This is a genomic window from Lentilactobacillus kefiri (genome assembly GCF_009739535.1).
GTDB lineage: Bacteria > Bacillota > Bacilli > Lactobacillales > Lactobacillaceae > Lentilactobacillus > Lentilactobacillus kefiri.
Window position 1 is genome coordinate 1,007,699 of the sequence record NZ_CP029971.1, and the last position, 20,150, is coordinate 1,027,848.

A 20,150-nucleotide genomic window follows, 5' to 3' on the forward strand; every position below is an offset into this window, starting at 1 on the left:
CCTGCCATGACAACATTTTCGCCGATAATTAACAGAACCCTAATTTATTGCTCATATTAAAATCAGACTGTATGATAATTTGGATGACTTTGCTTGTGAAATAGAGGTGAACATATGAACTCGAACTCAAAAAAGAAAAATAAATTGTGGCTGGTCTTTATTCTGGGAACTATCAGTGCAACAGGTCCGCTGTCCATTGACTTATACCTGCCCGCTTTACCCCAAATGACGCGGGATCTAAACGCCCAGCCATCACTCATCCAGCTTAGTTTGAGTGCCTGTCTGATTGGCCTGGCGTTGGGGCAGCTAATCTCCGGTCCGCTCAGTGATAAGTACGGCCGCAAAAAGCCCCTGATGGTTGGCTTTTTTATCTTTGGATTGGTTTCTTTGATGATTGCCTATAGCCATTCGGTTTATCTCTTAATCCTGTTAAGATTCATTCAGGGATTGGCAGGGGCAAGCGGCCAGGTATTGTCCAGGGCAATTGCTTCAGACATGTTTTCCGGACCGCTATTAACCAAGTTTTACTCGATGCTGTCGGCCGTTAATGGGATTTTCCCAGTTATTTCGCCAGTGATTGGCGGTTTTATGATTCGCTATGTCGAATGGCAGGGGGTTTTCATTCTTTTGGCTGGAGTCGGCTTTGTCATTGTATTGGCCCTTTGGCTGGGAATCAAAGAAACCCTGCCAGTTGAGAATCGCATTTCAGGAAGCCCAACAAAGTCGATCACCCAAATGTTTAAGCTGCTGAAAAATTCCCGGTTTGTTCGCTTGATTCTGGCGACCGGGTTGGTATCCGGCGGGCTGTTTAGCTATATTTCCGCTTCATCCTTCGTCTTCCAAAACTTCTTCCATATGTCAGTCCAGAGTTTCAGTCTTTTATACGCATTAAATGGCATTGGAATTGCGATTGGATCCGTTATCCCCGGAACTTTAGCCGGTCGGTTTACAGAAGCAAACCAGACCAAAATCATTTTAACTTCAACATTTATGACATCCCTGCTGTTGACGTTCAGCGCACTGTTTCTAAACAACCTGGTGCTGGTCATTGTTCTGGTATTTTTGACTGTTACACAGTTCGGCATGCTCTTTACACTCACCACTTCAATCATCATGAACCTGAGTCTGCATAACAACGGTGGTCTGTCGGCAATGCTGGGACTATCTCAAAATGCAATCGGTGGGTTGATGTCACCACTTGTTGGTTTGATGGGAACCGCCACATACCTGCCAATGTCTTTGTCAATTATGGCTTGTATGGGACTAAGCCTGTTATTATTCGCCACGATTCATAATAAGAAGCAGAAGTTGAATTAAATGAGTTAAAGGGGGGCCCACAGTCCGTTCGGTCCCCAATTAAACAAAGCAATGAGGCTGAAACAAAGTTTTTAATTTTGTTTCAGCCTCATTGTTTTTTATTTTAAATTAGGTAGGCAGCGACAGTGTGTCAGTCACCACTCGGATAATCCTTATTCAGCAAGTTTGCTAATCTTTCCCTGTTGGATATAAACGCTCAAAATTGCGATATCCGCAGGGTTGACACCACTAATTCGAGAAGCTTGGGCAATTGTTTCCGGATGAATCTTTTGAAGCTTTTGACGGGCTTCGGTGGCAATGCCATCAATTGCGTCGTAGTCAATTCGATCGGGAATCTTCTTAGCTTCCATCCGCTTCATCTTCTCAACACTTTGCTCAGCCTTTTTAATGTAGCCGGCATATTTCGTCTGAATTTCAATCTGTTCAATCACGTGACGGTCTGGTGTCTTTTCTGGGCCTGGGATGAATCTCATCAATGTTTTGTAGTCAACATATGGGCGACGCAGGAAGATTGATGCCAAGACGCCATCTTGAAGCGGCTTGTCGCCATGTTCCTGAATAAACTTGTTAACTTCGTCTGATGGCTTGATCCGAATGGTATTCAAGCGCTCAAATTCATCTTCAATGGCTTTCTTTTTCTCAAGGAATTTTGCGTATCTTTCATCAGAAATGAGGCCGATTTCATGGCCCTTCTCTGTCAAACGCATATCCGCGTTGTCGGTCCGCAACAGCAGACGGTATTCAGCACGGCTGGTCAACAGACGGTAGGGTTCTTTAGTTCCCTTGGTAACCAAATCATCGATCATAACGCCGATGTATGCTTCATTTCGTTTCAACACAAATGGTCCTTTGCCAAGTGCCCGACGACCAGCGTTAATTCCGGCAATCAGTCCTTGACCGGCAGCCTCTTCATAACCTGAAGTTCCGTTGGTCTGACCAGCAGTGAATAAGTTTTTAACCACTTTGGTCTCCAACGTTGGCTTAAGTTGATAAGGTGCGACAACATCATATTCGATCGCATAACCGGGACGCATCATCTGAGCGTTTTCCATTCCTACGATTGAATGAATCATCTTTTGCTGAACTTCTTCGGGCATTGAGGTTGAAAGACCGTCAACGTACCATTCCTCAGTATGCCGTCCTTCAGGCTCCAAGAATAATTGATGGCGGCTCTTATCAGCGAACCGAACAACTTTATCCTCAATTGATGGGCAATAACGAGGGCCAACTCCTTCGATCACACCAGTGAACATAGGTGCCCGGTCGAGATTATCACGGATAATTTTATGAGTTGTCTCGTTGGTATAAGTCAACCAACAGGACAATTGATCCTTAACTGCCAAATAGTTTTCATCAGAAGATTCGAAACTAAAGTGGTACGGCTTTTCATCTCCAGGCTGTTCTTCAGTCTTTGAGTAATCGATCGTTGTTCCATCAACCCGTGGAGGGGTTCCGGTCTTAAATCTCTCCAGATCAAAGCCTAATTCTTCCAAATTTCCTGAAAGCTTTTCGGCTGGCTGAGAGTTGTTGGGACCGGAAGCATACATCAATTCACCAATGATAATCTTGCCACGGGCAGCGGTACCGGCTGCAATCACGACTGCTTTTGCGTAGCATTCAGCACCGGTATTTGTAATCACACCTTTGCAGACACCATCTTTAACAATCAAAGAATCAACAATTCCCTGACGCAAAGTTAAATTAGGCTCTTTTTCAATTGTGTGTTTCATTTCTGCATGATAGGCATGTTTATCGGCTTGGGCTCGCAAAGCTTGAACGGCAGGGCCTTTACCAGTATTCAGCATTCTCATCTGAACGTATGTCTTATCAATGTTCTTACCCATTTCACCACCAAGTGCATCGACTTCGCGGACAACGGTTCCTTTGGCAGGGCCGCCGACAGATGGATTACATGGCATAAATGCGACCATATCAAGGTTAATTGTCAGCAGTAGGGTTTTATTCCCCATTCTGGCAGCTGCCAATGCAGCCTCACAGCCGGCATGGCCGGCACCAACAACGATGACATCATAATCTTGGCCGCGATATTTTTGTTTAACATCGCTAACTCTTAAACTTTTCAACTGTTTTTCCTCCAAATGTTTCACATGAAACAGGTTATTTTCCTAAACAGAACTGACTGAACAACTGATCGATTAATTCATCTTGATAGCTGTCTCCGGTAATTTCACCCAAGAAATCCCAGCAACGGGTCATATCGATTTGAACCAAATCAACCGGCATGCCATCATCGAGTCCCTTAACAACATCTTCCAAAGCCTGTTTGGCTTGGTTGAGAAGACCAATGTGACGGGCATTCGTGACCATGATGTCGTTTTGACTACTTTCAATTCCTTCATCAAAGAACATTTTGGCAATCAGTTCCTCCAATGAGGTTAATCCGTCAGCCTTAATGGCAGAAGTTGAAATAATATTGTTGCCACCAGACAGGGATTTGATTTTGTCTAAATCAATTTTAGTTGGTAAATCTGTCTTATTAAGAATGATAATGCGTTGTTTATCTTTAGTCGCATCCAATAACTTCAAATCTTCATCCGTTAACGGTTCGCTGGCGTTTAAAACCAACAGGACCAAATCAGCACTGTTGATTGCCTTTCGTGACCGGTCAACACCGATTTTTTCAACTTTATCGGTCGTATCCCGGATGCCGGCAGTGTCAACCAGCTTCAATGGCACTCCACGAACATTAACGTATTCTTCCAAAACATCTCTGGTCGTTCCGGGAACGTCGGTTACAATCGCCTTGTCTTCATGAAGCAGATTGTTCAACAAGCTTGATTTACCAACATTTGGCCGGCCAATAATCGAAGTGGCCAAGCCTTCCCGCAAGATCTTTCCTTGTTTGGCTGTCTTAAGCAGCTGAACAATTCGGCTGTGAACATCGGTGGCCTTTTCCCGCAATAATTTACTGGTCATTGTTTCGACGTCATCGTACTCAGGGTAGTCAATATTGACCTCAACTTGGGCAAGAACATCGAGAATATCTTTTCGAAGATGCTTGATCAAGTGGGACAGATTCCCGTCCAGCTGACTAATGGCAGCTTTCATCGAACGGTCGGTTTTCGCCTCAATCAGATCCATTACGGCTTCTGACTGTGACAAATCAATTCGACCATTTAAAAATGCCCGCTTGGTAAATTCTCCGGGTTCGGCCATTCTGGCGCCATTGCTGAGGACTAATTGAAGAATTCGGTTAGTAGCAACAATTCCACCGTGACAATTAATTTCAACAATGTCTTCTTCAGTATAGGTGTGGGGTGCTCTCATAACAGAAAGCATCACCTCATCGACTTCTTCATTCGTTTCGGGGTCAACTATGTGACCATAGTTGATCGTGTTACTGGCAACTTTATCGAGGTTTTTCCCACGATAGAGCTTTTTGGCAACATCGAATGCGTCCTCACCACTAATGCGCACAATCGAAATTCCACCTTCACCAGGCGGTGTCGAAATAGCTGCAATCGTATCAAATTCTGTTGTTGTTAAAACCATGATTAAGCTTCCCTCCACGAATAATTGAATAGCGTTTCTAATTTAACCACAAAACTTATTTAAAAGCACAAAAAAAGCGCCACTCCATGCCAAAAAAAGATAGCATGGATAAAGCACTTTGACTACTTTACCTAGTTAAGATAAGAATGATTACCTACATAATATTTGATAGCTACTGATTTGTCAATCAGTTTAAATAACTATTTTGGCGCCACCACAATGACACGGTGGGGCTCTTTACCAGTCGAATAGGTCATGACATGGTCGTTGTTTGCCAATGCTGTATGGATCTGCTTCCGTTCAAATGATGGCATTGGGTTAAGGTATACCGGCTTACCGTTGGCAATCGCATTGCGGGCAGTTTTATCTGCCAATTGAATCAGCGATTCACTTCTTCTTGAACGATAGTTTGCGGTATCCAGTTCAACCGTGGTGTTATTGGCACCAAGTCGGTTAATGAAGATCTGAGATAGATTTTGGAGCGCATTAATCGTGCGGCCATGGCGACCGATTAAACGGCTTTCCTGGTCTGTATCAATATCAATATAGATTGAATGACGACTCTTTAAATCCAATTTTAATTTAAACGAGAACCCCATCGCTTCCAAAACATCGTTGAGGTAGTTGGCCAATTTTTGGGAAACATCTTCGAGATCAACGGTATTTGTTGTGTTATCAGTAGTTGATTGATGATTGGATTCTTTATTAGAGACTGGTTTTTGAGTATTGGTAATTGTCTGAGCAGTTGCTTTTTTTACAAGTTCAACCTGTGCAAGTTTGCGACCGAAACCTAAAAATCCGTTCTTAGGTTGTTGAATAACGGTAACTTCAACCTGGTCCTGTGTGAGTGATAATGCGGCTAAACCCTGTTCTACGGCGTCTTGAATGGTTTTTCCAGAGTAAACTGTCATAATAAACTCCCTTTATTTGAATTAACTGGTTAATAATAGCATAAAAACGCGCATTAATAAACGGTTTGTCGCGAAAAACGGAAACTAAACGCAAACTTTAAACAGTTTGTCACATTTGAAATCATATCGTTTTAAATTGACATCCAAAGAAGCTATAATCGTCATTAAATAGCACCTTAAATAGCACCTTTTGAACAGACAGGTTTGTCAGGATCGACACCAGACATAATCACAGCCAATTTAGGTTTTCGATTTGGGAAGTGATCGTATGGCGAATACAAATCAATATGACGCCGGCCGAAACATTCAAAAAGACCGCCAACACAGACTTTATAAATTACAAGAAGCGCAACAGATTACTTGGATTAACCTGAGTGCGTACACTGCAATCATGGTTGCAGAACTGACGATTGGATTCTTGGCTCAAATCACGGTTTTAATTGCCGATGGGCTGAATAATCTAACCGGAGTTTGTGGCGCAGTAATTTTAATCATTGGACTTAAAGTATCCAAGCGACCACCGGATTCCAATCACGTGGTTGGCCACTGGCAGTACGAAAACATTGCCGCATTATTATCTGCGACGATTATGTTCGCGGTTAGTATCCAAATTTTTGTTGACGGCTGCTTTGCCGTTCAACGATTTTTAGCAGGACACATCATCCGACCGAACTATTGGTCCTTGGGTGTGAGTCTCGCTGCCGCCGGAATTATCTCAATTCTGGCACGCTACAACCGAATTCAAGGTGCTCAGCTCAATAATCAATCGCTGGCAGCTTCAGGGCAGGATCTAAAAAGTGATGCCTGGACCAGTTTTGGCACGTTTCTTTCCATCGGCGGTGCCTATCTTGGCGCTCAATGGTTGGATGGCGCTGCAACCTTGATTGTTGGCTGCTTAATATTCCATTCTTCAATTAGTATTTTCAAAACAACCATCATGCGTTTGAGTGAAGGATTTGACCCTAAAGACATCGAACTTTACAGTCAAACAATCCAAACGATTCCCGGAATCCTGGGGATCCAAGGAATTGAACCCCGCTGGCTGGGAGATCAGATTGTCATGAAAGTCGGGATTTATCTCCCTGACCAAACGGAATTGAGAACTTCTTACGCGATTGGTGAAAAAGTCGAACATGCACTCATGAAAAAATACGACATTCTGGATGCCGATGTGATGTGCTATCCAGTCAGTCAAATGAACAATCCACATTCTGTCGATTAGCAAAAGCCATTGACAAATAAAAAAATGACTGCTATATTCGATTCTAATTAAATGATAATTTATTAAACAAAATGAATCGGTGAGTAGTTGATAGTTGTTTTGCAGAGAGCTGGCGTTGCTGAAAGTCAGTATTCAACTTAAACGAATATGGCCGGTGATTGGTTACTGTGAGTTGTTGCAACAAGCAGTAAACGGATAGGTCCCCGTTAGCAGACACACCATCTTCAAAAGATGGTTATCAAGATTTAACGGGCAATCGTTAAATAAATCAGAATGGTAAAGTGTTATTCGCTTCTGCAGTGTATGCTGCAGAAGCGTTTTTTAATTTAATGGGTCTTTTATTATAACAATGGGAGTGGAAAAAATGACAAAATTAGCAATTGTAACAGGTGCAGGACAAGGAATTGGCGAAGGAATCGCTCATAGATTGGCAAAGGACGGGTTTGCGATCGCCGTAGCAGATATTAACGGCGAAACAGCCGACAAGGTCACAAGTGATTTAAATCAGGCTGGATACAAAGCCAAATCATATCATTTGGATGTCGCCGATCGTCAAAGCGTCTTTGATTTGGTTGACAAAGCCGTTTCTGATCTTGGCGAACTTGCCGTTTACGTCAACAATGCCGGTGTTGCCTTCATTGACGAAATCGTCAATTCCGCAGAAAAAGATATCCGTCGACTTTTGGATGTCAACTTGCTGGGAACCTATTGGGGAACCCAAGCCGCTGCCGAACAATTTAAGAAACAGGGCAACGGTGGCCGAATTGTCAATGCTGCATCCCTTGCAGGAGTTGAAGCTTCCGCTCTCCAAAGTGCCTATTCAATTTCAAAGTTCGGTGTTCGGGGAATTACCCAAGCCGCTTCAAAAGAATTAGCCAAAGACCAAATCACGGTAAATGCTTACGATCCAGGCATTGTGCGAACACCTTTGCGAGATGGCATTGATAAACGCACAGCCGAAATCAAAGGAATATCAGTTAAAGAACAGCAAAAGAGCTGCCTCAGTGAAATTTCACTGGGTAGAGAAGCAACTCCTGAAGATGTCGCCAAAGTTGTCTCATGGTTTGCATCCCCTGACGCTGCTTATATCACCGGTCAATCAATCTTGGTAGATGGTGGTATGAGATATCAATAAAATCTAATAGAACTGCAAAATATGTTCTCGAAAAGGCAATGATGGACGGCGTTCATCATTGCCTTTTTGTTTGATCATATATGACGTTTGCTAAAGTGCTTGTATACATGTGCTAATCCATTGTTACAATTATCTTTCCATGAGCTCGACCGGTTTCAGAATAATCTAAAGCAGATTGAATTTCAGAAAACGGCACAACCCGGTCAATCATTGGCATTACAGCACCATCTTCAATCATCTTTGTAATCAGATTTAATTCGGCACCGCTTGGCTTCATAAACAAAAAAACATACTGTGCCTTAGTCTCCCGCTCTAATTTGCTGATATTCAGTGTTGCCAAACTGAAAGCCAGTCGCTTCCACAAGGGCAATCCATATTCTGCTGCAAAACGCCCATTTGGAATCCCAGAAAGTGACACAACTTTCCCACCGGGTTTAATAATTTTAAAGACATTTTCCAACGCCTTCCCACCCAAAGTATCAAATACAAAGTCGTAATTAAATAAAACATCCTCAAAGTTTTCCTGATGGTAATCGATCACCTGATCTGCTCCAAGCTTTCGAACCATTTCAATATTTTTCCGACTGGTTGTCGTTGCCACAAACGCTCCCAGTGATTTGGCAATCTGAATTGCAATGGTCCCAATCCCACCGGATCCGGCTTGAATTAAGAGTTTATCTCCGGGCTTAACGTGCATGATGTCTACAAGTGCTTGATAACTGGTTAATCCAGTTAGCGGCACCGAAGCAGCCTGTTCAAAATTCAAATTGCTTGGCTTCAGCGCTACATCCCCTTGATCAACCGCAATATATTCAGCAAACGTTCCAATCCGATTTTTCTGCACTCGACCATATACCTGATCGCCAACCGAAAACGCCTTAACATTTTGGCCCACCTGAGTCACTGTGCCGGAAAAGTCACTACCTAAAGTTAACGGCATCTTATACTTTAGAAGCATCGTTAGTCTGCCATCCCGGGTTTTCAAATCAATGGGATTGATACTGGCCGCGGCAACTTTTACCAAGACATCGTCATCTCCAACGGCAGGAATTGCCACTTGGTTCAATTCTAAATGGTGCTGTTTGTACTTATGAATTTGAGCAGCTTTCATTGTTTTTGTCATAACATCTCTCCAAAGTAATGGTTTAAATTTTTAAACGAATGTGTCACAAATCTTATTCCGCTTTAAAAAAATAGTCAAGAATTGCTGCTTCGAGCAAAAATATTGACTTCAATTAGCCATGATGGTTTAATGGTTTAAACAAATGAACGGAGCTAAGTCAAAAATGACTGATTTAAAACAAATTCAATCAGAGTTTGCCAATATAAGCACTTTCCTAACTGCACTAGGAGATGAAAAACGTCAGGCAATTATTATCGCATTACTCAAGAAAAATGCATGCAACGGCTTACAGGCCACTGATCTGACAAATGCAACTCATTTGTCCAGACCTGCGGTTTCCCACCACCTGAAAATTTTAAAAGACGCGCATCTTGTTGCTATGAGAAGTGAAGGAACCAAAAATTTTTATTATTTATCACACAATATCAAGGAAATTGATCAACTGAAAACATTACTCGACCATGTGACTGAGATTATTAAACAAACGGGGACTAAAAAATGACCAAAAAGGTATTAATTGTTTTAACAAATGAAACACGTTATCAAGGAACTGATGATCCAACCGGCTTGTGGTTGGGAGAAGCAACTGAATTTGCCGAATCAATGGAACAGGCTGGAATAAAAGTTGATTATGTTAGTCCAAAGGGCGGCTTTGTCCCGCTGGATCCAAGAAGTATGAAATACACCAATAAATCCATTATGGAATTTTACGAAACCAAAGACTTCCAACAACGCGCACTAACTCAATCGCTGCGACCGGATCAAATAAATCCAGCTGATTATTCAGCAATTTACTATACTGGCGGTCACGGTGTCATGTGGGATTTCCCAGATGATCCTAAACTCCAGAAAATTGCGTTATCAATCTACAACAATGACGGCTACATCACATCAGTCTGTCACGGAGTAGCCGGACTGCTCAATATTAAAGATAACAACGGCAAATACCTGATTGCCGGAAAAACAATCACTGGTTTTACAACAGCCGAAGAAATTATCGCGGGTAAAAAATCAGTCGTACCATTTTTAAACAAACAGGAAGTAGAAAAGCGCGGGGGCAATTTTAAAAAGAAGCGTGCATATAAAGAATATGCAGTTCAGGATGGTCATTTTATTACAGGCCAAAATCCATTCTCACCAAAAGCTGTGGCTAGACTGCTTCTTAAAAATATAAAATAATTAGCAATTAAAAAACGGGTCAAAACACTGTGAAATAACAGTATTTTGACCCGTTTTACTTATCGATTAATTAATTGAATCATCTTGCCAATCCGGTATCCGGCTTGAGTAATTAACTGAGGGGCTTGCTGAATTGCTTCATCAACTGTCATTGGGCTGGTAGTTGTCGAAAGAATTAAATCGAAGCCGTGTTCATAAAGCGGCTGAACGTCTCCGGAAACACTTCCGGCCACAGCAATTGTTGGAACCCCGGCCTTGTGAGCAAGTTGGGCAACGCCCAAAGGCAGCTTACCATTCAAGGTCTGCTGATCAATTCGGCCTTCACCAGTGATAACCAGATCAGCGTTTTGAATTTTTGCCTGCAAATGAACAATTTCGATCATTTTTGCAATTCCGGAAGTGAGCCGGCCACCAAGAAAGGCCAGAACACCAAATCCAAGACCACCAGCAGCTCCAGCCCCAGGCATCGTCGAATAGTCAGTCCCAAGAACCTTTGTGGTTAATTGTGACAAACGGTTAAGCCGCTTATCGAATTCAGCCACTTGATTGGAACGAACACCTTTCTGTGGTCCAAAGATTTGGGTGGCCCCATTTTTTCCAGTCAATGGGTTGTCGACGTCGGCAAGGCCGATCACCTGAACGTTTTGAAGTCGGCTGTCCAACCCTTCTAGATTCACTCCGACTAAATCACGCAGACCGGCAATTCCACGGGGAACTTCGGACCCATTTTGATCGTAAAACCGGCCACCTAATGCCTGGGCCATTCCAACCCCGCCATCATTGGTCGAACTGCCGCCAAGACCAATGTATATTGTAGTTGCATGATAGTCCAAAGCCTGCTTAATGAGTTCGCCAACCCCAAAGGTCGACTTCACAGCAACACTTTGATCACGATCCTGGGTAAATCCGGCAGCCGCGGCCATTTCAATGACGGCCGTGTGATCAGGCAATAATCCCCACTGTGCTTCAACATGACCACCGGCAGGGCCAGAGACCTTGGAAGACATTAAACGGCCGCTGGCAGCCTTAATAATAGCTGTAACGGTCCCTTCACCACCATCGGCAAGGGGCACTTTTGTAATTTCAGATAAACTGCCAGCTGCTTGAAGTCCCCGTTCCAAATAATCGGCCACTTCCGAGGAACTTGCACTCCCTTTAAATGAATCAGCCGCAATCACAATTTTTTTCATATTCAGCATCCTTTAACGATATTTACTCCAGTTTAACCGAATCGGGCCGTTTTGGACCATAAAAAAAGCAGCATCGCCATTTGACGATACTGCTTAATGAATTATTTACGTTTACTCTTTTTGGCACGTTTAATAGCTTTTCTAATAGCTCGTTGTTTCTCGCGTTCTTCACGTTGTTTCTTCTCACGTTCACGGCGAATCTTCCAAGGATTTTGAATAACCAAGGTTTGACCCACTTGGAACGCGTTGGTAATTACCCAGTACAGTGACAAGGCTGATGGCAAGCTAAGCGCCATAATTAAAATAAAGAATGGCATTCCCATTGTCATCATCGTTGTCATTGAGTTGGATTCAGGCTGGCCTTTCATAGCCAACCATGAAGAAATGAAAGTGAACAATGCAGCCAGAACCGGCAGAATGAAATATGGATCCGGATGTCCAAGCTGTAACCAGAAGAACGTTCCACTTCTCAAAATATGAGTCCGCCAAATTGCTTGATAAAGTGCAAACAGGATTGGCATCTGAACGATCAATGGTAAACAACCGGCTAATGGATTAATTCCCGCTTCAGCATACAATTTCTTTTGTTCAGCCTGAAGTTTCTGGACGGTTGCGGCATCCTTTGATGAATACTTTTTCTGCAAAGCCTTCAGCTGCGGTTGAACCTCTTGGGTCTTCCGCATACTTTTGGTTTGGTAAATCATCAATGGCAAAATAACAATCCGGACAAGAATGGTAAAGATAATAATACCCATACCATAGTTATCACTAAAGAATTTAGACAGCCAGATAATCGCTCTTGAGAAGTTCAGGACAACCCAACCATCCCAAATACCTGTACTGTGATTAGTTATTGGTGTATTGCTACATGCGGAAAGTACTACCGTCAAACTTACTAATGATAGTAATACTAGTAATTTCTTTATTCTTTTTTTCAACTTTTTTCCTCACTATCATAGTTGGGATCGATTAGTTTAGCTAACTTGAGTACGTGAATGAGGCTGGCTTTAACATCAGCCATTGCCATCTGATCCGTCGCCGGACGGGCGATAACAATGAAGTCAACGTCCTGACGGAGATACGGCTTCAGCTCCAACAGGGATTGGCGAATTCTTCGCTTAACCCAATTTCTATGTACCGCGTTACCGATCTTCTTACCAACAGAAATACCGACGCGAAAATGTAATTGATTGGGTTTGTCCAAAGAATAGACAACAAATTGACGATTTGCAACCGAGTTATGAGTTTCAAATACTTCTTGAAATTCAGACTCTTTTTTTACTCGATACGATTTTCGCATGATCCATCTCCACAGATTTTTGAAAAATAAATGAAAAAGACCACTGAATGGTCAGTGGTCTATGCAGACAATGATTTTCTACCCTTTTGACGTCGGCGAGCCAACACTTTACGACCATTGCTGGTACTCATACGTTTACGGAAACCATGAACGCGTGCGCGATGACGCTTCTTTGGTTGATAAGTTCTTTTCATTATGAATTCCTCCCTTTTACTCTAAAAGTCGCGTTTAAGCATTTAATTACAATATGTTCAAATGCATTTCCCAAATATATTAACATAATTTGTTCATTAATGGAATAGTCTTTTGCTTGATCGCTAAAATCAAAAATAATTTAAAATTTGTTTCATGAACAATTAGTGTGGATAACCGCATAAATAATAATAGCCGATTTGGGTGATTTACACAAGGTTATCCACAGTTGCACACGGTGCTTTAAAAGTTATCCACAGGTTGTGCATTTCGACAAATTATTTCTCGGTAAAGCCGTTGCTATCAGTTTTAGTTATCCACAGGTACCTGTTAATTACCCACATTTCGACCCACATTATCCACTTATCCACAGGGCAGTTATACATTTCATCCACTCCTGTGAAACAATTATGCACAGGCTGTTTTTGCCTGTGGAAAACTTTTCTTTGGAATGCTAAAATTAATTTGCATTTCGTAAGACGACTAAAAAACAGAGGGGGAATTCGTAGTGTTAGATAAGGATTCATTATGGCAAAAGTTGAGCGAACAATTTCGTAATAATACAACTGACCTTACATATGACACCTGGATCAAACCAGTCAAACCGATCAGCTTTGATGGATCCACACTTACTTTATCTTTACCTTCTGAATTGCATCGGGATTACTGGAAAGAACAATTGGCACCAAATTTGATCGAATATGCTTTTGTGATTACAAAGGGCAACATCGAGCCAAAGTTTATTCTGGATTCGGACGTTAATAAAGAGGCGCAAGAAAAACCTGTGGATAACCATCCGGAACAAGACGGCGAAGAATTTTCATTTAGTAAAGAGAATCATCTCAATCCAAACTACACGTTTGATAATTTCATTATCGGCAAGGGCAACCAAATGGCCCATGCCGCTGCTTTAATTGTGTCTGAAGAACCCGGCAAGTTGTACAATCCACTGTTCTTTTATGGTGGCGTCGGTTTGGGCAAAACCCATTTAATGCAGGCGATTGGCAACAAACGGTTGGAAGATCATCCGGAAACAAACGTCAAATATGTCACAAGTGAAGCCTTCACCAATGACTTTATCAATGCCATTCAAACCAACCAAACCGAAGAATTCCGGCGCGAATACCGGGATGTCGACATTTTGATGGTTGATGATATTCAGTTCTTTGCCCAAAAAGAAGGAACTCAAGAAGAGTTCTTCCATACTTTTAACGATCTCTACAATAACGATAAACAAATCGTGCTCACTTCAGATCGGGTACCACAAGAAATCCCCAAGCTGCAGGAACGACTGGTTTCACGGTTTGCCTGGGGCCTGCCTGTCGACATCACCCCGCCAGATTTGGAAACCAGAATTGCGATTCTCAAAAATAAAGCAAAACTGGATAACCTGGTGATTCCCAACGACACACTGGCTTACATTGCCGGTCAAATCGATTCCAACGTTCGTGAGTTGGAAGGTGCTTTGTCACGGGTTCAGGCTTATTCCAAATTGAAGGATGAACCAATCACCACCGACTTGGTCTATGAAGCCCTTCGTGGTCTCAAATTAAGTAAGGACAACCGTCAGCTTTCAATCGTTGACATTCAAAACAAGGTTGCCAGCTATTTCCACATTTCAATTAGTGATTTAAAGGGTAAAAAGCGGATGAAATCAATTGTCATGCCGCGGCAAATCGCAATGTACCTGGCTAGAGAAATGACAAGTAATTCGTTGCCAAAAATTGGTAAAGAATTTGACGGTAAAGATCACACAACTGTCATTCACGCCTGTGACAAAATTGCCGAAATCATCAAACTTGATTCAGATTTGAGAAAAGAAATCTCGGACATTAAAAGCTCCCTGAACTAAAATGGTATAATCGACTGTGGATAAATAATAGAGAAGTCAATAAGTTGTGCACAGTCTTATCCACAGGTTAATCGTTGAGTACTAAAGACTTGTGAAAAGTTATCCACAATATCCACATGCCCTACTATTACTTCTTTTTTCTTTTATTAATTAATATATACTTACACTTTCCGGGAGGTCGATTAAAGTATGAAATTTTCAATTGGTCGAACAGCATTCACTAAAGGTCTAAATACAGTTTCAAGAGCCATCTCTACTAAAACAACGATTCCTATATTGACAGGATTAAAGATTGTTGCCGGTCCTGATGGTTTGGTACTAACAGGCAGTGATGCTGATATTTCCATTGAAACCACGTTAAAAGCAGACGATCCAGACAATATGTTAGTCATTGAATCCGAAGGTGCCATTGTGTTGCCTGCCAGATTCTTTACTGAAATTGTTAAGAAACTGCCTAAAGATACCATTACTTTGGAGGTTGGTGAAAACTTCCAGACAATGATTACTTCAGGTCAATCATCATTTACCATTAATGGATTGGACGCAAATAATTATCCACACCTTCCTGAAATTCAAACCAACGATTCAATTCCTTTGGCAGCTGATCTCTTTAAACAGATCATTAGTCAAACGGTTGTCGCTGTTTCCAATCAAGAAAGCCGACCAATTCTGACCGGGGTTCATTTTGTCATTTCTGAAAACCACGTAATGGCAGTTGCAACCGATAGTCACCGACTCAGCCAACGGAAAGTAACCTTGGAAAACCCAATTAACGGGTCCTATGATTTTGTCATCCCTGGTAAAAGTTTGACCGAATTATCCAAAATGATTGACGATGCCCAAGAAGAAGTTTCCTTATCAGTGACTGAAAACCAAGCCTTGTTTGTTATTGGTAATACATTATTCTATTCACGTCTTCTTGAAGGAAACTATCCTGACACAACCCGGTTGATTCCAGATTCACACGATACCCGGGTTGCCTTCGACGCACCTGAACTATTAGCTGCCATCGAACGGGCTTCATTACTTTCACATGAATCAAGAAATAACGTTGTTAAAATAACGATTGATCCCGATAAAAAATCCGTTACAATTTACGGTAATTCTCCTGATGTTGGTAATGTTGAAGAAAATTTGGAACCCAAGACGCTTGAAGGAAACGAATTGGAGATTTCCTTCAACCCCGACTATATGAAAGACGCTTTGCGTTCATTCAGTCAGGCAACCATTAATATCGACTTCACTTCTGCTCTTCGGCCATTTACATTGACCCCAACGGAGGACAGTGACAGCTTTGTTCAGCTGATTACACCTATCAGAACGTTCTAATTTAAAACGAATGATCAAACGACTCCCACATTTCCTGAGAGTCGTTTTTTTATGCCAAAAATTGCCAAACTATAAGTTAATTGTTTACTTCAGTTCAAAAGTCGTTTACAAATCAATTGAAGACGAAAAGAATGGCCAATATTTCGTTAGAAGTCCATATACGGACTTTTTAGCAAGTTTCGCTGATTTAATACAAAAATATCTAAATTCTTTAAAACGGCTCATAATGCCCATAAATCGTCATAGCCGTGTACTTTTAGTAAATAAAGGGGTATAATAGACTATGTAAAAGGTGGGTGAAATTGTGAAAAAAGATGTTTTCATTGATAGTCCATATATCACTCTTGGCCAACTGCTTAAAGAGGAATCAATCATCAGCAGTGGCGGTCAGGCAAAATGGTTTTTAAGAGAAACAACAGTTAATGTCAATGACGAACCTGATAATCGCCGTGGCCGGAAACTGTACGATGGCGATCACGTCGAAGTCCCAGATGTTGGCTTATTTTTTATTCGCTCAAAGCAGGGAAATGAATGAAGTTAACGGAAATTGAACTTCATAATTTTCGTAATTATGTTGATCAAACGCTTAAATTTTCCGATGGAATTAACGTCTTTCTCGGCGAAAACGCCCAGGGAAAGACCAACTTACTTGAAGCAATCTATGTGTTGGCACTTACTCGCAGCCATCGGACCAATAACGAAAAAGAATTGATCAATTGGCAGAGTCAGACTGCTCAAATTAAAGGTCGCCTGCAAAAGCGCCTTGGCGCGGTTCCAGTTGAGCTGGATTTAGGCCCAAAAGGAAAACGTGCGAAGGTTAATCATTTGGAGCAGGCCAAGTTATCCAGTTACATCGGTCAGTTAAACGTGATTTTGTTTGCCCCCGAAGATTTATCAATCGTTAAGGGTGCGCCACAAGTCCGTCGGCGATTTATGGATATGGAATTTGCTCAAATGAGCAACCGCTATTTATACAATTCCACCCAATATAAAAAGATATTAAAGCAGCGAAATCGGTATTTGAAAGACCTGCACCATCGAAAACAGTCGGATCGGGTTTACCTGGATGTATTGTCCGACCAGCTATCCGCCTATGGTGCCGAAATTATCTTTCAAAGACTTCAGTTACTTAAAAAGCTGGAAAAGTTTGCCCAAAGAATTCATTCTGAAATTTCACAGGGTAAAGAACAGTTGGGATTTGAATATCGCACAGCAGTTGAAGCAGATCAGTTCGGCTCTGTGGAATCGATTTATCAAAGCCTGCTCAAGCATTTTGCCAAGATTAAGGACAAAGAGATTTTGCGTTCAACCACATTAATTGGTCCGCAACGCGATGATCTGCACTTTGTCATTAACGGCAAGGAGGTTCAATCGTTTGGTTCTCAAGGTCAGCAGCGGACAACCGCCCTTTCAGTCAAATTGGCTGAAATTGACCTCATGAAAGAACAAACCGATGAATATCCCATCCTATTGTTGGATGATGTGCTGTCCGAACTTGATGATTTTAGACAAACCCACCTATTAACTGCTATTCAAGATAAAGTTCAAACATTTTTGACGACCACCAGCTTAAGTGGTGTTCAGCAGGAATTATTAACCAATCCCCGAATATTTCGGATTAGTGAAGGTAATGTTACTTTGGAAAAATAGTGAAGGAGATTCAAAATGGCTGACAAAAAAGAAACTAAAAAAGAATTAGCTCATGAATACGACGCGAGCCAAATTCAAGTTCTTGAAGGCTTGGAAGCTGTTCGTAAGCGTCCCGGTATGTATATCGGAACCACCAGCTCACAAGGACTTCATCATCTGGTCTGGGAAATTGTTGATAATGGTATTGATGAGGCACTGGCAGGATTTGCCACTAAGATCACCGTTACCGTTGAAAAAGACAACAGTGTTACCGTAACCGATGACGGCCGTGGTATTCCTGTCGACATTCAAAAGAAGACTGGAAAGCCAGCTTTGGAAACTGTCTTCACGATTCTTCATGCCGGTGGTAAATTTGGCGGCGGCGGATACAAAGTATCTGGTGGACTGCATGGTGTTGGTGCTTCAGTTGTTAACGCCCTGTCATCCGAACTGGATGTTGAAGTTACCCGTGACGGCAAAGTTTATTACATGGACTTTACTCGGGGTCATGTTAAGACCAAGATGAAAGTGATTCGTGAAGTATCTGATGATCTTCATGGAACCAAAGTTCATTTCCTTCCGGATCCTGATATTTTCCGGGAAACAACCACTTATGACATTAAAATATTAACTGCCCGCTTACGTGAATTAGCATTTTTGAACAAAGGGTTACGGATTGTTATCCGTGATTTGCGTCCTGAAAAGCCTACTGAACAAGATTTCATGTATGAAGGCGGTATTAAACATTACGTTGAATACCTTGATCACAGCAAGGATACCTTGCTGGATGAACCAATTTACGTCGAAGGGGTTATGAACGGTATTACTGTTGAAGTTGCCATTCAGTACACCAACGATTACCACAATACATTAATGACTTTTACCAATAATATTCACACATACGAAGGTGGAACTCATGAGGAAGGCTTTAAGCGAGCCTTGACCCGGGTTATCAACGACTATGCGCGGAAGAACAAGTTGTTAAAAGACAACGAACCGAACCTTTCCGGTGAAGATGTCCGTGAAGGAACGACTGCCGTTGTCAGCATCAAGCATCCCGATCCTCAATTTGAAGGTCAGACAAAGACTAAATTAGGAAACTCTGATGCCAGAACCGTTACCGATCGAATCTTTAGTGATCACTTTACGAAATTCCTGATGGAAAATCCTAAGATGGCCCGAAAGATTGTTGATCGTGGACTGTTGGCATCAAAAGCCCGTTCCGCTGCTAAACGTGCTCGTGAAGTCACTCGGAAAAAGAGTGGTCTTGAAATTAGTAACCTTCCTGGTAAGTTGGCTGATAACACAAGTAAGGATCCTCGAATTTCTGAATTGTTCATTGTCGAGGGTGATTCTGCCGGTGGTTCAGCTAAGCAGGGCCGTTCACGTTTGACTCAAGCAATTCTGCCAATTCGTGGAAAGATTTTAAACGTTGAAAAAGCCAGCATGGATCGGATTTTGGCAAACGAAGAAATTCGTTCACTGTTTACGGCCATGGGAACCGGCTTTGGTGAAGACTTTGATTTATCAAAGGTCAATTATCACAAGCTCATTATTATGACTGATGCCGATGTCGATGGTGCCCATATTCAGACGTTGTTGTTGACGTTGATTTATCGTTATATGCGTCCATTGATTGATGCCGGATATGTGTATGTCGCTCAGCCACCTCTGTATCAGGTTCGCCAAGGAAAGATGTCACGATACATCGATTCCGATGATGATTTGAATTCATTCCTGGGAACTTTGCAGCCATCACCAAAACCCGTTATTCAGCGGTACAAAGGTTTAGGTGAAATGGATGCGGAACAATTGTGGGACACAACAATGAATCCTGAAAACCGTCACTTGTTGAGAGTTGAATCTTCAGATGCTGCTGAAGCAGATAAGGTCTTCTCAATGTTAATGGGTGACAAGGTGGAACCACGACGTGAGTTTATCGAAGATAATGCAACGTTCGTGGAGAATTTGGATGTGTAAAGCAGAGTGTGACGAGACCCGGGTTGACCCCGGAGTGTAAGGCGGAAATTTAAATGATGAATGGTTTTTGTTCATCATTTGAATTTTTGACTTACACAGTAGGGGTCAGGGTCGTCGAAACACGTTTCGGCTAGAGTGTGACGAGCAACGGGTGATGCGGTTTCTAAGGGTGTTTTGGCTGAAACCCTGATTTTGGGTTTGAGTCAAAGCACGCTTAGAAGTTAGCATCAGTTGCGTCGAAACACGTTTCGGCTAGGTAGCATCAGAACAACCACAAA

Annotated in this window: 18 protein-coding genes; 10 read left to right on the plus strand and 8 right to left on the minus strand. The window is 42.1% G+C overall.

Annotated elements, in window-relative coordinates; translation table 11 throughout:
- Positions 1-114 precede the first annotated feature (114 nt).
- On the plus strand, positions 115-1,317 hold the full coding sequence (locus tag DNL43_RS04900) for a multidrug effflux MFS transporter (protein ID WP_056981410.1): 1,203 nt from the start codon (positions 115-117) through the stop codon (positions 1,315-1,317).
- Between the two features lie 152 nt (positions 1,318-1,469).
- On the opposite strand, the gene mnmG is transcribed toward DNL43_RS04900, so the two are convergent.
- The 3 genes from mnmG to jag form a co-directional block, all read right to left on the minus strand.
- The gene (gene mnmG / locus DNL43_RS04905; protein ID WP_056981408.1) at positions 1,470-3,401 is read right to left on the minus strand and encodes a tRNA uridine-5-carboxymethylaminomethyl(34) synthesis enzyme MnmG; all 1,932 of its coding nucleotides are present in this window, start codon (positions 3,399-3,401) and stop codon (positions 1,470-1,472) included.
- Between the two features lie 34 nt (positions 3,402-3,435).
- Positions 3,436-4,830: a tRNA uridine-5-carboxymethylaminomethyl(34) synthesis GTPase MnmE gene (gene mnmE, locus DNL43_RS04910; RefSeq protein WP_056981407.1), complete on the minus strand. Its 1,395-nt coding sequence runs from the start codon at positions 4,828-4,830 to the stop codon at positions 3,436-3,438.
- A 200-nt stretch (positions 4,831-5,030) separates the two neighbouring features.
- Complete coding sequence (jag, locus tag DNL43_RS04915; protein ID WP_056981405.1) at positions 5,031-5,741, minus strand: RNA-binding cell elongation regulator Jag/EloR; 711 nt, start codon at positions 5,739-5,741, stop codon at positions 5,031-5,033.
- A 268-nt stretch (positions 5,742-6,009) separates the two neighbouring features.
- Here jag and DNL43_RS04920 point away from each other — a divergent pair, with 268 nt between their 5' ends.
- Both DNL43_RS04920 and DNL43_RS04925 read left to right on the plus strand, forming a co-directional pair.
- Positions 6,010-6,963 (plus strand): cation diffusion facilitator family transporter, encoded by a 954-nt coding sequence (locus DNL43_RS04920; RefSeq protein ID WP_056981403.1) that lies wholly within the window; start codon positions 6,010-6,012, stop codon positions 6,961-6,963.
- Positions 6,964-7,327: 364 nt separating this feature from the next.
- On the plus strand, positions 7,328-8,098 hold the full coding sequence (locus tag DNL43_RS04925) for an acetoin reductase (protein WP_056981401.1): 771 nt from the start codon (positions 7,328-7,330) through the stop codon (positions 8,096-8,098).
- Positions 8,099-8,210: 112 nt separating this feature from the next.
- On the opposite strand, the gene DNL43_RS04930 is transcribed toward DNL43_RS04925, so the two are convergent.
- On the minus strand, positions 8,211-9,209 hold the full coding sequence (locus tag DNL43_RS04930) for an NADP-dependent oxidoreductase (protein WP_179286792.1): 999 nt from the start codon (positions 9,207-9,209) through the stop codon (positions 8,211-8,213).
- A 175-nt stretch (positions 9,210-9,384) separates the two neighbouring features.
- Between DNL43_RS04930 and DNL43_RS04935 the strand changes: the two genes are divergently transcribed.
- Both DNL43_RS04935 and DNL43_RS04940 read left to right on the plus strand, forming a co-directional pair.
- Positions 9,385-9,723 carry an ArsR/SmtB family transcription factor gene (locus tag DNL43_RS04935; protein ID WP_056981398.1) on the plus strand — a complete coding sequence of 113 codons (339 nt, stop codon included), beginning with the start codon at positions 9,385-9,387 and terminating at the stop codon, positions 9,721-9,723.
- The gene (locus DNL43_RS04940) at positions 9,720-10,400 is read left to right on the plus strand and encodes a type 1 glutamine amidotransferase domain-containing protein (RefSeq protein WP_056981396.1); all 681 of its coding nucleotides are present in this window, start codon (positions 9,720-9,722) and stop codon (positions 10,398-10,400) included. Before DNL43_RS04935 ends, DNL43_RS04940 begins: the two co-directional genes overlap by 4 nt.
- 59 nt (positions 10,401-10,459) lie before the next feature.
- On the opposite strand, the gene DNL43_RS04945 is transcribed toward DNL43_RS04940, so the two are convergent.
- The 4 genes from DNL43_RS04945 to rpmH all read right to left on the minus strand — a co-directional run bounded on the left by DNL43_RS04945 (position 10,460) and on the right by rpmH (position 13,084).
- A complete protein-coding gene (locus tag DNL43_RS04945; RefSeq protein ID WP_056981395.1) occupies positions 10,460-11,590 on the minus strand; it encodes a glycerate kinase family protein in 1,131 nt (376 codons plus the stop codon).
- A gap of 101 nt (positions 11,591-11,691) precedes the next feature.
- Positions 11,692-12,528, minus strand: a complete 837-nt coding sequence (yidC, locus tag DNL43_RS04950) for a membrane protein insertase YidC (protein ID WP_056981392.1) — start codon at positions 12,526-12,528, stop codon at positions 11,692-11,694.
- Positions 12,525-12,890 (minus strand): ribonuclease P protein component, encoded by a 366-nt coding sequence (gene rnpA, locus DNL43_RS04955; RefSeq protein ID WP_056981390.1) that lies wholly within the window; start codon positions 12,888-12,890, stop codon positions 12,525-12,527. The genes yidC and rnpA overlap by 4 nt, the downstream gene beginning before the upstream one ends.
- Before the next feature lie 59 nt (positions 12,891-12,949).
- Entirely contained in the window at positions 12,950-13,084 is a 135-nt protein-coding gene (gene rpmH, locus DNL43_RS04960; protein WP_013729124.1) for a 50S ribosomal protein L34, read from the minus strand.
- A gap of 506 nt (positions 13,085-13,590) precedes the next feature.
- Between rpmH and dnaA the strand changes: the two genes are divergently transcribed.
- The 5 genes from dnaA (at position 13,591) to gyrB (ending at position 19,872) form a co-directional block, all read left to right on the plus strand.
- A complete protein-coding gene (gene dnaA / locus DNL43_RS04965) occupies positions 13,591-14,934 on the plus strand; it encodes a chromosomal replication initiator protein DnaA (RefSeq protein WP_109249147.1) in 1,344 nt (447 codons plus the stop codon).
- A 189-nt stretch (positions 14,935-15,123) separates the two neighbouring features.
- Positions 15,124-16,263, plus strand: coding sequence for a DNA polymerase III subunit beta (dnaN, locus tag DNL43_RS04970; RefSeq protein WP_056981387.1), 1,140 nt, complete (start codon positions 15,124-15,126; stop codon positions 16,261-16,263).
- A gap of 292 nt (positions 16,264-16,555) precedes the next feature.
- Entirely contained in the window at positions 16,556-16,798 is a 243-nt protein-coding gene (gene yaaA, locus DNL43_RS04975) for a S4 domain-containing protein YaaA (RefSeq protein WP_056981385.1), read from the plus strand.
- The gene (gene recF, locus DNL43_RS04980) at positions 16,795-17,913 is read left to right on the plus strand and encodes a DNA replication/repair protein RecF (protein ID WP_056981383.1); all 1,119 of its coding nucleotides are present in this window, start codon (positions 16,795-16,797) and stop codon (positions 17,911-17,913) included. Before yaaA ends, recF begins: the two co-directional genes overlap by 4 nt.
- A gap of 15 nt (positions 17,914-17,928) precedes the next feature.
- Positions 17,929-19,872 (plus strand): DNA topoisomerase (ATP-hydrolyzing) subunit B, encoded by a 1,944-nt coding sequence (gene gyrB, locus DNL43_RS04985; protein ID WP_056981381.1) that lies wholly within the window; start codon positions 17,929-17,931, stop codon positions 19,870-19,872.
- Positions 19,873-20,150 lie beyond the last annotated feature (278 nt).

Bases quoted from the DNA above. Each gene is read 5' to 3' on its own strand.
- DNL43_RS04930 (WP_179286792.1), bottom strand. From the start codon at position 9,209: ATGAAAGCTGCTCAAATTCATAAGTACAAACAGCACCATTTAGAATTG.
- DNL43_RS04900 (WP_056981410.1), top strand. From the start codon at position 115: ATGAACTCGAACTCAAAAAAGAAAAATAAATTGTGGCTGGTCTTTATT.
- gyrB (WP_056981381.1), top strand. From the start codon at position 17,929: ATGGCTGACAAAAAAGAAACTAAAAAAGAATTAGCTCATGAATACGAC.
- DNL43_RS04925 (WP_056981401.1), top strand. From the start codon at position 7,328: ATGACAAAATTAGCAATTGTAACAGGTGCAGGACAAGGAATTGGCGAA.
- recF (WP_056981383.1), top strand. From the start codon at position 16,795: ATGAAGTTAACGGAAATTGAACTTCATAATTTTCGTAATTATGTTGAT.
- rpmH (WP_013729124.1), bottom strand. From the start codon at position 13,084: ATGAAAAGAACTTATCAACCAAAGAAGCGTCATCGCGCACGCGTTCAT.
- dnaN (WP_056981387.1), top strand. From the start codon at position 15,124: ATGAAATTTTCAATTGGTCGAACAGCATTCACTAAAGGTCTAAATACA.
- DNL43_RS04940 (WP_056981396.1), top strand. From the start codon at position 9,720: ATGACCAAAAAGGTATTAATTGTTTTAACAAATGAAACACGTTATCAA.
- DNL43_RS04935 (WP_056981398.1), top strand. From the start codon at position 9,385: ATGACTGATTTAAAACAAATTCAATCAGAGTTTGCCAATATAAGCACT.
- DNL43_RS04920 (WP_056981403.1), top strand. From the start codon at position 6,010: ATGGCGAATACAAATCAATATGACGCCGGCCGAAACATTCAAAAAGAC.
- DNL43_RS04945 (WP_056981395.1), bottom strand. From the start codon at position 11,590: ATGAAAAAAATTGTGATTGCGGCTGATTCATTTAAAGGGAGTGCAAGT.
- mnmE (WP_056981407.1), bottom strand. From the start codon at position 4,830: ATGGTTTTAACAACAACAGAATTTGATACGATTGCAGCTATTTCGACA.
- rnpA (WP_056981390.1), bottom strand. From the start codon at position 12,890: ATGCGAAAATCGTATCGAGTAAAAAAAGAGTCTGAATTTCAAGAAGTA.
- jag (WP_056981405.1), bottom strand. From the start codon at position 5,741: ATGACAGTTTACTCTGGAAAAACCATTCAAGACGCCGTAGAACAGGGT.